At 39.6% G+C, this 16,248-nt stretch carries 15 protein-coding genes; 1 reads left to right on the top strand and 14 read right to left on the bottom strand.

Annotation, left to right across the window (positions count from 1 at the left end; translation table 11 throughout):
* The first annotated feature begins 136 nt into the window (after positions 1 to 136).
* Entirely contained in the window at positions 137 to 2,353 is a 2,217-nt protein-coding gene (locus RIE73_RS14870; RefSeq protein WP_446401911.1) for a calcium-binding protein, read from the top strand.
* A 103-nt stretch (positions 2,354 to 2,456) separates the two neighbouring features.
* On the opposite strand, the gene RIE73_RS14865 is transcribed toward RIE73_RS14870, so the two are convergent.
* The 14 genes from RIE73_RS14865 to RIE73_RS14800 form a co-directional block, all read right to left on the bottom strand.
* Positions 2,457 to 3,350 (bottom strand): hypothetical protein, encoded by an 894-nt coding sequence (locus RIE73_RS14865; protein ID WP_446401910.1) that lies wholly within the window; start codon positions 3,348 to 3,350, stop codon positions 2,457 to 2,459.
* Positions 3,338 to 4,243 carry a hypothetical protein gene (locus RIE73_RS14860; RefSeq protein ID WP_446401909.1) on the bottom strand — a complete coding sequence of 302 codons (906 nt, stop codon included), beginning with the start codon at positions 4,241 to 4,243 and terminating at the stop codon, positions 3,338 to 3,340. Before RIE73_RS14860 ends, RIE73_RS14865 begins: the two co-directional genes overlap by 13 nt.
* A gap of 43 nt (positions 4,244 to 4,286) precedes the next feature.
* Complete coding sequence (locus RIE73_RS14855; protein ID WP_446401908.1) at positions 4,287 to 5,543, bottom strand: hypothetical protein; 1,257 nt, start codon at positions 5,541 to 5,543, stop codon at positions 4,287 to 4,289.
* Between the two features lie 9 nt (positions 5,544 to 5,552).
* Positions 5,553 to 6,686, bottom strand: coding sequence for a glycosyltransferase family 4 protein (locus RIE73_RS14850; RefSeq protein ID WP_446401907.1), 1,134 nt, complete (start codon positions 6,684 to 6,686; stop codon positions 5,553 to 5,555).
* Between the two features lie 41 nt (positions 6,687 to 6,727).
* Entirely contained in the window at positions 6,728 to 7,351 is a 624-nt protein-coding gene (locus RIE73_RS14845; protein WP_446401906.1) for a class I SAM-dependent methyltransferase, read from the bottom strand.
* A gap of 9 nt (positions 7,352 to 7,360) precedes the next feature.
* Positions 7,361 to 8,140, bottom strand: coding sequence for an FkbM family methyltransferase (locus tag RIE73_RS14840; RefSeq protein ID WP_446401905.1), 780 nt, complete (start codon positions 8,138 to 8,140; stop codon positions 7,361 to 7,363).
* Positions 8,141 to 8,188: 48 nt separating this feature from the next.
* Complete coding sequence (locus RIE73_RS14835; protein ID WP_446401904.1) at positions 8,189 to 9,067, bottom strand: calcium-binding protein; 879 nt, start codon at positions 9,065 to 9,067, stop codon at positions 8,189 to 8,191.
* Positions 9,068 to 9,070: 3 nt separating this feature from the next.
* Complete coding sequence (locus tag RIE73_RS14830) at positions 9,071 to 10,123, bottom strand: NAD-dependent epimerase/dehydratase family protein (protein WP_446401903.1); 1,053 nt, start codon at positions 10,121 to 10,123, stop codon at positions 9,071 to 9,073.
* On the bottom strand, positions 10,123 to 10,992 hold the full coding sequence (locus tag RIE73_RS14825; protein WP_446401902.1) for a sulfotransferase domain-containing protein: 870 nt from the start codon (positions 10,990 to 10,992) through the stop codon (positions 10,123 to 10,125). The genes RIE73_RS14830 and RIE73_RS14825 overlap by 1 nt, the downstream gene beginning before the upstream one ends.
* A gap of 35 nt (positions 10,993 to 11,027) precedes the next feature.
* Positions 11,028 to 11,999: a glycosyltransferase gene (locus RIE73_RS14820; protein ID WP_446401901.1), complete on the bottom strand. Its 972-nt coding sequence runs from the start codon at positions 11,997 to 11,999 to the stop codon at positions 11,028 to 11,030.
* Between the two features lie 79 nt (positions 12,000 to 12,078).
* Positions 12,079 to 12,951, bottom strand: a complete 873-nt coding sequence (locus RIE73_RS14815; protein WP_446401900.1) for a hypothetical protein — start codon at positions 12,949 to 12,951, stop codon at positions 12,079 to 12,081.
* Positions 12,952 to 13,032: 81 nt separating this feature from the next.
* Positions 13,033 to 13,989 (bottom strand): FkbM family methyltransferase, encoded by a 957-nt coding sequence (locus tag RIE73_RS14810; RefSeq protein WP_446401899.1) that lies wholly within the window; start codon positions 13,987 to 13,989, stop codon positions 13,033 to 13,035.
* A 142-nt stretch (positions 13,990 to 14,131) separates the two neighbouring features.
* Positions 14,132 to 14,911, bottom strand: coding sequence for a sulfotransferase domain-containing protein (locus RIE73_RS14805; RefSeq protein ID WP_446401898.1), 780 nt, complete (start codon positions 14,909 to 14,911; stop codon positions 14,132 to 14,134).
* Positions 14,912 to 16,213, bottom strand: a complete 1,302-nt coding sequence (locus tag RIE73_RS14800; RefSeq protein ID WP_446401897.1) for an ABC transporter ATP-binding protein — start codon at positions 16,211 to 16,213, stop codon at positions 14,912 to 14,914.
* Positions 16,214 to 16,248: the final 35 nt, after the last annotated feature.

Here is a 16,248-nt window from a genome sequence, read left to right as displayed (position 1 = left end):
AGTTTAATTGGGCAAATCACAGTAAAATTGATCAGGTTTAATTTTACTTCTCTTGGAGTAAGCTTAACCCAATCTTCATACAACGTTTCTGTACAATAGAGAACTTTTAGTTGAACTGTAGAAGATATCTAAAGCTATGGCACCTATTAACGGAACAGCAGCAAGCGAAACTCTGACCGGAACATCCGGAGACGACACCATTATTGGTTTTGGAGGCAATGACACTTTAATCGCTTTAGACGGCAACGATATTCTAGCAGGCTACCAAGGAAATGACTCGCTCGACGGCGGTAATGGCGACGACATCTTGAATGGTGATATTGGCAATGACACCCTCCGAGGCGGTGAGGGAAACGATACCTTGTCTAGCACGGGTTTTGAGACGAGTGGCGGGGATCTGCTAGACGGGGGCGTTGGGGCAGACAGCATTAGGGGTGGATATGCTCAAGATACTCTTATCGGCGGTGAAGGCGATGACTCTTTGTTTGGAGGACCTAATGATGACCGTCTAGATGGCGGTGAGGGAAGCGATACCCTAATTGGTCACAGTGGTCTGGATACTCTCATCGGGCGCGGTGGTGATGATTTCTATCGAGGGGTTGAACCTGGAGATGTCATTGTTGAAGCGTTTGATGGCGGCATAGATAAAGTTCAAAGTCAGCAGAACTATACATTGCCTGCTAACGTGGAAAACTTGCAGCTAATTCATAATGCCATAGTCGGTATCGGTAATGAATTGGCAAATTTCATGGCTGGCAGTTACGCCACAGCTAGCCTGGATGGCGGACTTGGTAGTGACACCCTGGTAGGAAGCGTAGGAGATAATGCGGACACCCTTATCGGTGGTGGTGGCAATGACTCTCTCTTCGGCGGAGATGGGGATGACACACTTGATGGTGGTAGAGGCAGTGACACCCTCGAAGGTGGCGATGGCAATGATACCCTCAATGGCGGTGTAGGAGTAGACAGACTGGTTGGCGGTGAAGGCAATGACTTCTACGTTGTAGACAATGCAACGGATATTATTGTAGAAAACGGGGGTGAGGGTACGGATGTAGTGGAATCTTCCGTCCTCTTTACCCTACCTGACAATGTGGAACAGCTAATTCTCACGGGAACTGGTAGCATTAATGGCATCGGCAATACAGAAGACAACATCATTGTCGGTAATAGTAGCAATAACAGACTTGCAGGTAGGGTAGGTGATGATAGCCTTATCGGTAACGGCGGTGATGACAGACTCACTGGGGATGAGGGGAATGATACCCTGGAAGGTGGTGAAGGAAATGACACGCTCAATGGTGGTGAAGGGGTAGACAGCCTGGTTGGAGGAAATGGTGACGATACCTACTTCGTGGACAACGACAGTGACACAATTGTAGAACAGGATAATGGAGGCATAGATCTGATCGTATCTACTGCCGACTATACCCTGAACGCACCCAACCTAGAAAACCTCACCCTCACAGGCAGTGCCACGACAGGAATCGGCAATGGACAAGATAACATCATCCTAGGGAATAGCAATGAAAATACTCTGAGTGGTGCAGGTGGGAATGACAGTCTTGTTGGAGATGAGGGGGCTGATTCACTCAGCGGCGGTGCAGGAACTGATTCACTCAATGGTGGAAATGCTGATGATACCCTCGACGGTGGTGCGGGGGCTGACACCTTAATCGGTGGCGATGGGAATGACCTATTCATCGTGGATGATGAATTTGACATTATTGGTGAGGGTTTTGATGGTGGTACGGATGAGGTTCGCTCTTCTGCTGCCAACTTTACATTAAATGCCAACATTGAAACTCTGATTCTCACCGGGTCTGAGGACATTAACGGTACAGGAAATAATTTATCCAATGAGATTACAGGCAATGAAGGCAACAACGTTCTCTCAGGGGGTCAGAACAATGACACCATTGACGGGGGTATAGGTAATGATACTCTCAACGGAGATCAAGGGTTTGATAGCCTCATCGGCGGACTGGGTGATGACAGCCTCGACGGAGGTGCAGGTAATGACACTCTCATTGGTGTGGATCTGGCTGGTGGTGCAGTGAACAATCAGATAGATGAACTGCGCGGTGGATCTGGCAGAAACCTGTTTATTCTCGGTCAGACTGGTAGTCAATTCTTCTACGTAGATGATGGAGATAATGGTTTTGCCGATATTCTGGACTACAGCAAACGTGTGGTTGATCAAATCCAGTTAGCGGGTTCTGCCAGTGACTATAATATTTTTGTAGATGGGTCGGATACCATCATAGAGCGTGCGTCTGATAGCGATCGCATTGCGATTGTCAGGAATGCAACGGGATTGATTCCAGGGATTCACTATAATTTTGTCGGTTGAGTTGGTGCTGTAAACACACAGCTAGATTTCAGTCAGGGCTTGCTTGGGCAAGCCCTTGTTGCTTAGGCATTTAAGCTGAACAGTGATTAGGCAAACTCTCAATTTAGGTTTGTATTAGACGATAAAATGCACGTTTACATCGTTGAGCGATCGCTCGCACCGACCAATTCTTCTGCCGATTTAACCAACTCCATTGCCTGACTTGCTCATCCCACTCGGTTTTTTCTGTAGAGGTGAGAAAATTGTAAAAAATCTGATTAATGGGTCGAGGGATATCCATTGGTGTTCCCGCCCAGTGAATCAAATAGGGTTGGCGCTGCGGATCTGTCCAGTAGGGCGCATACTCACCCGGATAGTCACCCGCCCACGTTGATTCCATGCGAATTGGGGGTAGAGTAAGATTTGTAATGTCAACCCTTGAAGCAAAAACAAGTAGGTTTAATCCAGGTTGTTCGTTATGGGAACATCGGAGACAGGTTTCTATAAAGTCCGATTGCAGGGCTGTGGCTTTCAGGGATTCTACTGTGAACAGAGCGCGATCGCAGGCAAATTGACCCGTGTTAAATACATCCCTTTGCCAAAGGGTGCTTTTACTGGACATCAAGCGCTGGGATGCTGGGGTGCAGGTTCCAGATGGATCGCGCCAATGACCACAGGAAGTGATAAAACCTGAATGAGATGCCAATACGGCTTCTGGATTCCTTAAAAAGCAGACATCGGCATCGACAAACTGGTAATTTCCTACTGTCGAACATTGGTACTTCCGCATTGCCGGGTGAGCTTGTTCACTGTTCAACCAGTTTGTTATCTCAGGAATTTCCCACCAGGTAGATCCTTCTGGAAGTTCAAAGAGATTATCATCGTAAGGAATGACCAAAAGCGGTAATTGGCAACCCGTCGCCCGTAGGGATCGCTCCATTGCCAGAAAGCGCAGTCGCACCTTCTGATTTGCCATTGAGATGATTTTTTCCAGCTTCATAACATTCACAGTTGCCATTCCTGTGCTAGCCTCGGCATTCCCTTTAAATACATCAAATGACGGACTGGAGTAATGAAATGCCGCAGAGCAATATATTCATAATCAACATCGTTTTCAAAGTAGAATTGTCTTTGAGCAGAAACAACATATCTATTTTTTGGTAGAGGTTTGGCTTGCGATTGCTGCATAAGTACAGCTAAAACTGTGGTTTCGCAAAACCAGGATTTTAAGGGTTCGTTGATATCGTTCAGGATTTCTTCAGCTAGATCAACTTCTAGAGAATTTTGAGGGACACACAAAAAACCTGTATTGATAGTTGGTGTGTATTCTAATCCTAGTATTTGTACTTTGTTTAATACAGTTGGGTCTGTTTTTACGCTGACAACATCTTGGATATACAATCCAGACTTTTCATAAATTGCATTAACAATTTCTGGTATTTCTCGAAAACATAAGACATCAGAATCACTATAGACTAAATTATATTGCTTTTGAAGAATTAAAATAGCTGCTAATTTTCTACCGAGGGGATGGTAGTCACCTAACTGGGCAACCTTGGGTGCAATAGATCGTAACTGTTCTAGTAGAGTAAGAGTAGAAGTCAGTTGTATTCCGGGAAACAACTCTTTAAGAGCTTGGATTTGACTCCCATGCAAGTCAGCATCGATCACCATCAATAACCCAGTATCAGGAGGTAAGTACCGCAGTAAACTCTGAACAGTCCAGGCAGCATCGCTAATTGCATTTGCAGTTGTTAAAACTGCCAATACGTTTCTGGCTTCAGGATTAACAGCAATCGGTGAAAAATAAAATACCTGATCTCGAATTGGGTAGTTTCGATGGGTCTCCCACCACCAGATATGTCTTGTTAATATCTTGCGAATTAAAAAACTACGAATGATGTTTCCCATAAAAAACACTCTATTGAGAATATTTTAGATATAGATTTTATAATTATATGCTGTTATGAGTCACATAATTTATAAAATTATAAAGTTTAGCCTGGACTTGTTTCTTTTCAAAATTTTCTTGAACTACTGCAAATGCTCGGCGAGCGAAATCATTGCTTTGAGATTGATTTTTTATTATATTTACTAATGTTTTTTTAATTTCACTAACTTGATTCATTTCACAAACCCAACCACAGTTCCATTTTTTAAGAAATTGATTACAAACCGAATAATCTGGTCCAACAGACAAAATAGGTCTTCCAGATGCCATATAGTCCGTTAGCTTAGTTTGAAAAGAAGAGCGCGTTAAAAATGAATAATCTGGCATAAATGAAGAAACAACTAACAATAAATTAGCTGACTGTAAACATTTATTAAGCCGATCATAAGGTATAAGCCTGCCATAAGACACTTGCCAGTAGTGCCATTTTTCTTTATGGCTAGACCAAAAAGACTCCTGAGTATGTAAAATTAGCTCAATACTTTTACCTTCCTGCCTCAACTCAAAAACTGCTTGAGCAAAAGTAGCTAATGCATCATAATGCATAGGCCAGATTGAGCCAGCATAAATTATCTTAAAAGTCCCTTTGTAAAAACTTTTAAATTCTGGCAGTTTTTTATCTGATAAGTCAATGGGATTATTAATAATCATTGAGTATTTCGGCATTAACTTATAGTGACTTGAAAAAGAATTTTTCAATTGCTCACTAATTAATAACCATGCCGAAGACTTTCTCAAAAGTTTATAAATGACTTGCTTGGCACTACCTGATATCCATCTTACGTGTTCTGCTCCTATCCAGTCATCCATAGCATAAATCACAACTGGACAATCAACGTGATTACTTAGATAATAGCCGATCAGGATAAACTGGATACTATTGGGGCAGATGACAAGTAATTGAGGTTTAAAGCTTTTAATATTTTGAATATACTTAAGTAAATTTATTTTTAAGATTTCAAAATTTATGACTTGTAATATAGGGTTAATTCTTTTGCCCAATCTATTGGACAAACAAGGTACAAATTCAGTCTCACATGAAATAGTTTGTTTTTTTATAGATGAAATAGTTGGATATTGATGTATATTTTTTCTAGATGAAAATAGTATTATACGTTCATAGGGATACTGGTCAAATAAATTTAACAGGGTTCGATTAATTCCTCCTCCTTTAGCACTTAAAGTGGCATCAGTAACTAACAATATTTTTGGCAGTTCCACTGATGCCAATTCATATCCATCTTTACTTCTTTCTATCATAATTAGCCATTAACCTATTTTTTTACATGCTACATATTGAATCATGTCGCTATAACTTGAAAGCAACTTTTTCCAACTAAAACGATCATATACACTCCGATGCCGCAGATAACACTTCGACTCATCATGTACTTCTACTAAAACTTTATAAATGAGATCAGCCAGACTTCCTGGCAATTCAAAATTAGCAAAATATCCCTCCTTTCCCAGAACAAAGCGAGCAACCTCATAATCATGAGCGAGACAGGGCAAACCATAAGACATTGCTTCTAAGAACACGCGCCCGAATCCTTCAGTTAGAGAAGCTAGCACGAAAGCATCAGCAACTCTATAGTAATCTGCCACCTGATGGGACGCAACAGTTCTGACTTGGAAATTATCAGTTCCTAATAGCTGATTACCTAACTGTAAAATTTCAGGAGATTGCGACTCTTGTTGTCCTAGCAATAAAAGATAAGGGCGTGGTTCAGACAAAGTTCCTATCTCCCGAATAAGATAATCCATACGCTTGTGGGACTTGTTGATAGCTCCAACGGACAAAATTATTTGCCGCTTCTGGGGCAATCTTAACTGGCGTCGCAGTGTCTCTCGTTCAGGAAAGGACAACAGTTTTAGTTCAGCAGGTATTTTAACTCCGTAAGGAATGAGAGTTTGTTTTGCAGCAGGCACTCCTCTATCTAAGGCAACCTGTAAGTGAGAGGGAGCGACTTGCTGTAGATGGTCATAGTAAGGTAAGAGCGGTGGGAAAAAAGGAGCGCCATTGGAAAATAAAAGTTTGTAGCTTTGTTTGGTGAAACGCCGCCAGTGCCAAAGCACATTACCAACAGTACCATCACTATAGTAAATGACATCGGGTTGCTGGCGATAAAGGTGTGGTAAGAGACTCAGAGCGAATGATGCTTGCTCGATGTAATAAGCTCCTCTTCTGGTCATTTGACCGAATTGCATAGCCAGCCAGCTATGGCGTGGTAAATTCCACAACGTCATTTCTTTTGCGTTAGACTGTCCGCCTCCTTTAAAGAGAGTTATGTCAATATACTTGACTTTAGATAAAGCTTCAAAACATTCTTGGGTAAACGATTCAAAGCCACGTTGAATCCGACCAAGACCTGAGCAAACAATAAAAACTTTAATTTTATCCATTAACTATAAATTAGTTTAAACTTAAAATCAATCTGTTGAATTTAAGTAATATTCTTATAAGCTACTAATGAATGCCCTAACTTTGGAAACATCCTGGGAATTGATTGAAGTGCTGGCTCCCAAGAAAACTTCAATTTCTTAACGGCTCGAACGACGAGATTTGTGGGGTTGCCAAAACCTGCACCTATTAGCGTATAGCCGCGACGACCGAAGAAATCTCGTGAGACATAGCTTAGATGGGCTTCTAGGTCATTATACCCAAGTATCGTATCTCCTCCCCCTCGGTAATAGGGCCAATTCGGTGTTGAGAAAATCACTCTCTTTTTAGCAGCGCCCTCCAAAATCTCGATAACTTCTTCTACAGCTTTTTGCTCTATATGCTCTATAAACTCACAGGCTAAAACAGTATCCCAAGTCCCCGTCAATGGTGAGGGCATTACTTGATGCCACACCTTGCGATAGCAACTATGCTTAGAACAAAATTCTACGTTTGGTAAAAAAGCATCAAAGCCATCAACCTGGGGAGGTTCAGTCAAGCCAGCTTCCCAAAAATTACTTTGAATCAAATGACCCCAACGTCCATAACCACAACCAACATCAAGTACAGTTGCACCGCTCAACAGAGGCAGTATGATTGGATCAAGATAAGTGGGTGAAGAACTCATATATTTTCCTTACTTCCAGAAAAATTCTATTGAGAAGGTCGGTCGCTTACGGAGCTGTTGATGGTTCAGAAAACCTACTTCTCTCAAAATCTCAAAACATCGTTTTGGATCACATTGATCATGATGAAACTCAAATACAGCACACTTGACGCGCAAAAGTAAATCCTTGTAATTTTCTAGAAAACTTAACTCCGAGCCTTCAATATCACATTTAAGAAGATCAATCTCGTCCCTTTCAGAATACAATGATGTGAGATCGAGATAAGGCACAATAATGCCTCTAGATGAATTCCCAGATGCAATTGAATTTACCACATGAAAGTCAAATTCTAGTAATTTAGCGCTTCCCTGGCGTTCTCCCACTAATCCATTAACAATTGTTAATTTATTAGCTAAATCTAATTCATGATTGAGCCGATATTTAAGCTGACTATAGACAGTAGGACTACCTTCCACGAGAGTTACTCTAAAATTAGGTTGCGGATTTTTGCTTTGAAGGATGAAGTCAGCTAACCTTATCGTAAAAAAACCGACGTTAGCACCTAGGTCTAAGATATTCAAAGGTTGATCATAAGAGCAAGATGCTAGAGTTTGCTGAATAGGTAGATCATATTCTCCATCTACGAAAATATCATTATAAATTACCCATTCAGCCTTGTTCTTAATTTTTACCTTTAATCCCGATGGCAATTTCCATTGCAATTCAATTCCCTTATATAGGAGATCTTGCCATTTCTCCTTAATTTTCCAAGCTGTATATTTGATTTTTCTTTTTAAGATATTATCCATACTTAGTCGCTAGTAATAAAAAACAAATTTCTCAATCATTCCATACACTTACAAACATGGCATATAGAGTTGACTTTTAACTTTTTTGTTGATTAAACTAAGAAATGCCGTGCCAAAGTGTTGAATTTCTAGAAACCCTGCCTGAACAGGAGTTGGTTTATAAATATGAAATGTTTTCATAATTTCTAGAGTAGCAGCACTTTCCAAAGAACCAACAAAACTGGTATCCCGGTCTAAAAAATAAGGTTGATTCGCCCAGTAATCCATCTGGTTTGCCGTTAAAAAGTAGCAGCCAGAGTGGGGATTAAAAGGGCGACGGAAAGTGACTGGAGTTTCCATAATTGTGCCAATTAATTCAGGCTTTTCCTGTACATTCTGAAATTTAGCAGTAACATGGGCTGCTAAGTCACCATCAATATAGGCTTTGTGAACAACTCCGTGGGGCGATACTTCATAGCGGTTAGGCTGAAGTAGGCTCAGGTCTCCTATTTGCTGGGTAAACCACTTCAGTTTAATAAAAAACCAAGGGTCGTGCAAAATCAGGTCATCCTCTAGATAACAATAATAATCATACTGACCCAGACAATCTCGCAGTACCACCTGACACTCAAACCCCAAGAGCATTGGTTCGGCTTGGGTAGGATGATGGGTATAAAGCTGAGGTGACAGGGGTAGTTGATGCAGTAGGTGGTAATTTTGGCTGGTACAGATAATAACTTTAATCTCATGAGCTTGGGATTGGTTAGCCGGAAGTGCCAAACGTTGGGCGATGTTAATGATGCATTGGGATTGATTATAGAGTTGGTGTAAGGCACTCAAATTAGAGGTCAAAGCCTGAATACGTTGTTGCGGAGTTTGATAAACAGAGCCATACCGCCCAGCTTGACTGGGTTTAAAGAAGTGGGGAATGGTGAACAAAATCCGCATCAATTATCTAAGTCTATCTGACCAAGCGTCAACAATCTCTACAATAATAGATTCAATCGATTGAGTAACAGACCACTGGGGATAATGCTCCTTTATTTTCCGCAAATCGCTATAGTAGCAAATATGATCGCCATCCCGGTTCCTGTCAACATAGTCATACTGCATCTTCTTTCCAGTAATGGCAGTAACTCTAGCAAACGCCTCTAAAATTGAGCAATTGTTGTCTTTTCCCCCTCCCAGATTATAAACCTCACCGCAGCGAGGTGTCTGGATAAACTCCTCAATGAAGCGAGCAACATCATAGGAGTGGATATTATCCCGCACTTGCTTACCTTTGTAACCAAACACTTTATAGGGGCGACACTCTAGGTTACACCTCACCAGGTAGCTCAGAAATCCGTGCAGTTCTACACCCGCATGATTAGGTCCGGTTAAGCAGCCACCCCGCAGACAGCAGGTTTTTAAGCCAAAGTAGCGACCATACTCCTGTACCATAATATCAGCGGCGAGTTTAGAGACACCAAACAACGAGTGTTTGGATTGGTCGATGCGGAATGATTCGGGTATACCCTGCTGATAGTTGGGATCACCATAGTCCCAGCGTGTTTCTAACTCGACCATGGGAATCTCGTTGGGAGCATCACCATACACTTTATTCGTGGAAAGATAGACAAAGGGCGCTTCTGGAGTAAACTGGCGCGTGGCTTCCAAGAGATTCAATGTCCCCACCGCATTGATGTCAAAGTCATCAAAGGGAATCTTCGCCGCCAAATCATGGCTAGGTTGTGCTGCGGCATGGACGATCGCGTCCGGTCGGATACTCTCAGATAAGTCTAGAATACCACTGCGATCGCGAATATCTAACTCATGATGGACAAAACCTTTAATCTGTGCCTGTAGGCGCTGTTGATTCCAGCGCGTATCCCCTTGAGCGCCGAAGAAAGCCGCTCTGGAGTTATTATCTAGACCGTGAATCTGCCAACCCAAATTAGAAAAATGCAGACAGACTTCAGAGCCAATCAATCCTGATGAGCCAGTGACAAGCAGCTTTGACATTAGATACTTTTTTCATATCCTAAACGGCTAACAAGGTCGCCCGTAACCTTTTTAAATTCTTGATCAATTTTATCATTAAAGTAATTGTGCCAGTCACCAGGTACTCCTTTGCGTAAGTGTGATCTTCTATCTTCGTCACCTAACGGACGACCTTTTGTGAGTCTCTGGAAAGTATAATCTTTCAAAAACTGGGAAAGAATTTTATCAGGCATTACTATGTCGCAGTGTAAAAATAATTGTTTAAATACCGCAAAATTGTTAGGTTTGGTTAAATCTTCAAATCGAAATATTTTTATATTTGAATCTTTTGTTGGTGTTCCTATCCATGACTCCAAAGCCGTAAATAACCCAAATTTATTTAGGGATTCAATTGTATACAAAATACCATCAATCTGAGATAAACTGTTTAATATTTTTCTTTCCTTACTAATTCTTAGATTAAGAACATGGGAATATTTGGCAGAAAAGAAATAGGACACAACGATATCTCTGGGATCTCGCATAACAAAAAAAGCTTTGTAACATTTCGGTTTAGGAATGGCTAAAAAATTATCGAAACTAATATGAAGAGAACCCGCTATAGTTTTCTCCGGAAAAGGATCACTATCAATTGCATTGTTCGCTTCTCTGGTTTCATACCCACCACGATGTACTTTTCCATTTGGGCAAACTGTGAGACCAGAATACCTATATACCCTTGAATCAAAGAATAGAGATTGCATCCACTGGCTTGCTGTTTTGTGAACACAGCAGTGATATACGTTGCTACAGCTTGATTTATATCGCAACCAAAGTCTACTTTGTTTGACAACATCTTTGACATTAGTGGGGATTAACTGACGTAGGGTAGAATTTAACTGAGTTTTCATAGTGGCGATCACCCATCTGCTTTGTAGATTTACCTTCACTTGCGTGTCAGATTATTATATAATAACTTTAATTTAGAATACAATAGAGATGGAATTATAAGCTTAGCTGGTATATGCCAATCAATTTCTTTGGGGTTAAATTGCAAGGATTTAATCCAATTATTTAAAGCATTTATTTTATTTCCTTTGGTAAATTCTTCTATACCGGATTGTTGATGCATCTTGGCAAAGTTATAGTGCATTTTTTTTTGAATATTTACATAGTCGGACTTCGGCAAATCCTGAAGCAAATAAAAATTTTTTAAATACCCCTTTTTAATAAATTTTAAACGTTCTAAAGTCGGTGAACCTGATACGCATTTTGAATGACGACGATACTCAGCTAGGGGTTCAGGACAGTAGATAATTTTAAAACGCTTAGCAAAACGGATTCTCCATTCCCAATCTTCATAAAGGGCGAAGTCTGGATCATAAAATCCTACTTCTTTCATAGATTGATAATCAACAAGTTCATTGCGTAACAGTATACTATTTGGGAAATCATCGAAAATAAAAACTTCACGGAAAATATTGCCACAGGGCATAGTAATATTGCCATCTGCCCAAAGTTTTATTCGTTGCCCATACTCGTCAATGTAGTAGAAGTTGGAGTAGACAGCTCTGGCATCTGGATTACTCATTAGAGTTTCCAGTTCGATTTGAAGCTTTTTGGGTAAAAATCTGTCATCACCATCTAAGTAGGTGAATAAATCACCGTTTGCTCTTTCTTGGGCAAATCTCTTGTTTAGAGATATTCCCAGGTTTTTTCTGTGAAAAAATGGACGGATTAATTTTGGGTATGCCCTCGCATATTCATCGATAATCTCTTGAGACCCATCAGTTGAGCAATCATCAACTACAATTATTTCCCAAGGTTCTATTGTTTGATTAATCACACTTTCAATGGCTTCTATTAGGTAGTTTTTTTGATTGTATGATGTAATGCAAACACTAATTTTTTTTAGCATAATTTTAAACACCTAGATTATACCACTAAAACCTTTTGAACAGTGAAAATAAATAAATTCAGGAACGAAAAACCAGTATTTACAATAATTGTATAATCCTATTCACTATACTTATTAAAGGCTTTGTTTTTGGAAATAAGATTGGTAAAGTTTGCCAATGCCTTTGCAGAGAATCGCGTCCCAAAGTAAGTTGTAAACCTTGAGAAGTCATGATATGAGTTGCATCTGCAATAGAAAATAAATAATTCCACCACTCACATCCCATCAACTGACGATTCCAGTCAGCCTCTGGTCCATTCCATTTCTTATCTATTCGATATGGAACATGGGCGTAGTCATGGTTTTGATGCACGACGGTCACAGTTTTTGTAACATCAATAACAGGAATGCCAAGTTGACGAGTTTTGTAGATGAACCAGTTATCCCATCCAGGACGACCAACCGCAAAGGGTGGAAGTCTTCCTAGCAGACTATCTCGCGGAAACACAAAAAAGTCAATTCCCATTGGAGAAAATAGCACTCCATGACTAGCAACATATTCACGCAACTTTTTGTCCCAATTGATCGGGGCAAAATCTAAGGGTTCTGTAATATCTATATTCCAACGCTGACCGACCATCAGAAATTGGCGGAAATAAATTTTTTGTAACGCTTCTATAAAATCTCTGAGTAGGAGAATATCAGCATTCACGTAGCATAACAAGGGGTGGCTAGCTACCTGTTGTACTTGGTCAAAAGCTGAGTTAAGTAGGGGTGTACCATATTCGTTACGGGCAAGATCCGGAATCCATTTTGCACCAAACTCAGTTACTACTTCCTCTATTCCTGGTTCATTGCCACACAAAATGATTTCACAAGCTGGATGGAGACGAAACCAGCTTTTGATCGCGTTACGTTGAATAATGCCAATGTGCCCGCTAAAGGGTTTAGGAATCGAAAAAATGGTTAACATTACTATCTTTTCTGACAGCTAATTTGGCTTACTAAACTGACTCTACTGGGTAGACAATAGTCCTTTATTCATCATATACATTCAACGTATCCAGCTAGGATATTTACCTCTTTTAAGCCGCTCTTTCACTTTGTCTGGAGTTTTAGTAGCAATTAAATTAAGATAAGGGTAATTTCCTTGAAAAGGATGATGAACAATTGTTTTATATCGGGCATCATAGGTATACATTTTATAGCCAAAATTCTCCAAAGTGTAGTATAGTTCCTTGCATGATGAACTAGCTGCTTGACTAGCTTCCTCCGTGAACTCTACCTGTAAAGTTGGGGCATTTATTCGATAAAGTGTTTCAGCCGCACCTGCCAAGACATATTTTTCCCATCCTTCAACGTCAATTTTCATCATCGCTACTTTCTCAACAAGATTGTGCTGATCGGCAAATTTGTCCCAGGTGATTGTTTCAACCATTTCCACGCCTAATCGTTCACCTTTAATAGGCTTAGCTAATGAGTTCCAAGCATCAAAACCATCTAAAGATATTGTCATAGATTGCCGTTTAATACTGTCAGAAAGAGCTAGCTTATGACAAGTAACGTTGGTAAAGTTATTTAATTGAACGTTAATCAATAAACGATTGTAAGTTTTAGTATAAGGTTCAAAAGCATAAACACTACCTGATTTGCCTACCCGTTGTGCGGCTATCAAAGTAAATAACCCTATATTTGCACCAACATCCACAAATATATCTCCAGGTCTTAAAAAAGCATTTAAAAATTGTCGTTCTTTGCATTCAAAACTTCCCGAATGAATTAATCTACATAAATCACTATCAAGATATAATTTCATTCTTAATGATGGTTGAATTGAAACTTCTAACACTTCTCGTTTCCCTGCTTGTAATTCCCAATAAATTCTTCGTCTCTGTCTAGTTCTAAATGATCTGCGTTTGAGGTATTCAGACCATTCTTGTCGCAGGTAGTTAGATAAAGTTCCCTTTTTCAAGTGAAGCAAGCTATGATATATATAGTAAGCTATTCTCATAATAAAATTACACCATTAATTCGTCTGCCTAATAAAGAACATTATTTTTTTATTCAGGTCAATCTCGTGCTAGGTCAAATAAAACCATCTTTAAGTATTTAAGTCTGTTTATAAAAAAGCTGATTTTAAATATTCTATAAATTTACATTTTCCGTAAATTATATAAAATTTTTCCATACTGTCGGCTAAAAATATTTTGACTAATTAGATAATTATTTTCTACTAACCAATTATAGAAAACACCTTCCATTATACTTAATTGCAAGTTGGTCATTTCCCTTTTCCATAATTCTGATTCTCCAGAAAATATATGATTTTTATGCAGTAATGATTTTGGGTCATAAACTGTATTTTCATTGACTTTGATACCTAATTTATTGTAGTCAAAAATTTCAGTTTTTTCTATCTGTCGAGGCAAAGTGAAATTACAGCTAATTTTATGAGCTTCTTTGAGAGATAATCCAATATTTATATGATTGGCAATTCTTAACACTTCTTGACTTAAATCTTTTGTGAAAATTTCATATTTAGAACATAAGATATTATTCAGCTTATTCCAAGATTGATAATCGGATAAAGCCGACTCTATCTGTTGAAGAATTATCCAAAATGATAATTTAGAGTGATTTTTATTTTTTAGCGAAACATAAACATCTCTAATGTCTCGGAAACTATAAATAAATTTTGCGTTTTCTTTCCGATCAAGCTCGACTGATTCCTTTATGTATTTATGACATTTAGCAATTAAAAAGCCTTGATAATTATGATATTTATCTTTAAAATACGAAAACTTATTAGGTTCTACCCATCCAATTGATTTTCCCATATTTTTATATTTTACAATCTCAGACGTTAGCTGATATTGCAAAGTCGAAGCGGAGCGCATCATACCACAACAAATTATCCACATATTCAAAGCCACTTAATCTTTGTTTGTACTCGTTAAATTATTTATTTCCCATTTTAATAAAGGCGCAATAATACCGGGTCTTTTCTTAACAAAAAATTCTGGATTGCAAATTTGAAATTTGACATTAAATTTGACAAGCTTTTCATATTTAAAGAACCATTTAACTTGATGTTCACCTGCACAAGGAGAAACATAGTACGTTGATGAATTGAGTAGGCAAGCAGGTATAGTTACTGCGAATTTATATAGTCCTTTCCCTAAATTATCTAATTCAATATTAGGGTCAATATCATTGTGAAATATAGTAAAAACTTTACTTCCCCATTCGGATTCAAGTTCTAAGCCAATTTTAAGCAGAGGTAGCCATTTATTAATATTGACTAAAATTTCTATGCGAATTGGCTCGGTATTAGTAAAATCGGCTCGAACACAGCCTATCCTATCTTTTACCTGAACAGCTTTTAGGGAAATAGTTGGAGCATCTGATGTATTCGATGCTATAGAAGAACTCCATTGCGCCGATGCGCTTCCAGCACTTTCCCAATAGTTTTGGCATACTTCCGCAGGTGTCCCTGCCAATTTTTTACGACCTTGCTCAAGTAGTATAGCATTAGTGCATAATGTTGAAATGGCTACCATGTTATGACTCACAAACACTACAGTCCTACCTTCCTTTCCAACCTCTTCCATCTTGCCCAAACACTTCTTCTGAAACTGAGCATCTCCTACAGCCAACACCTCATCTACAACTAAAATCTCCGGTTCCAAATGCGCCGCCACCGCAAACGCTAGCCGCACATACATCCCCGACGAATACCGCTTAACTGGCGTGTCTAAAAACTTTTCAATTCCCGCAAAGTCAACAATCTCATCAAATTTACGTTTAATCTCCGCCTTGCTCATCCCCAGAATTGCTCCATTGAGAAAAATATTTTCCCGTCCTGTCAACTCTGGGTGAAACCCTGTTCCCACTTCCAACAAACTGGCAACTCGCCCTTTAATCCGAATCCTCCCCGTTGTTGGTTCTGTAATCCGACTTAAAATCTTTAATAGTGTTGATTTTCCCGCACCGTTACGCCCAATAATCCCAATCCTATCACCCTGTTTCACCTCAAAGGACACATCTTTCAGCGCCCAAAACTCCTCATACGCCGGGTTAGCACTCTGTTTCCCCCAAGGTTTCAGCAACCGTTGTCCGAAAGACTTTGCCCCATTAGCAATCACATCTCGCAGCGCCGTGTAACGTTCCTGCTGCTGATGACCAATGATATATTTCTTACCGAGATTCTCGACCTGAATCACCGTGTCAGACATTACCCATTACCTTGTTAGCTTAACCACTGAAAATA

The organism is Coleofasciculus sp. C1-SOL-03, from assembly GCF_040220555.1.
Lineage (GTDB): Bacteria > Cyanobacteriota > Cyanobacteriia > Cyanobacteriales > Coleofasciculaceae > Coleofasciculus.
The sequence above is the reverse complement of the archived record's forward strand: the minus strand, read 5'-3'. Positions and strand labels throughout refer to the sequence as shown.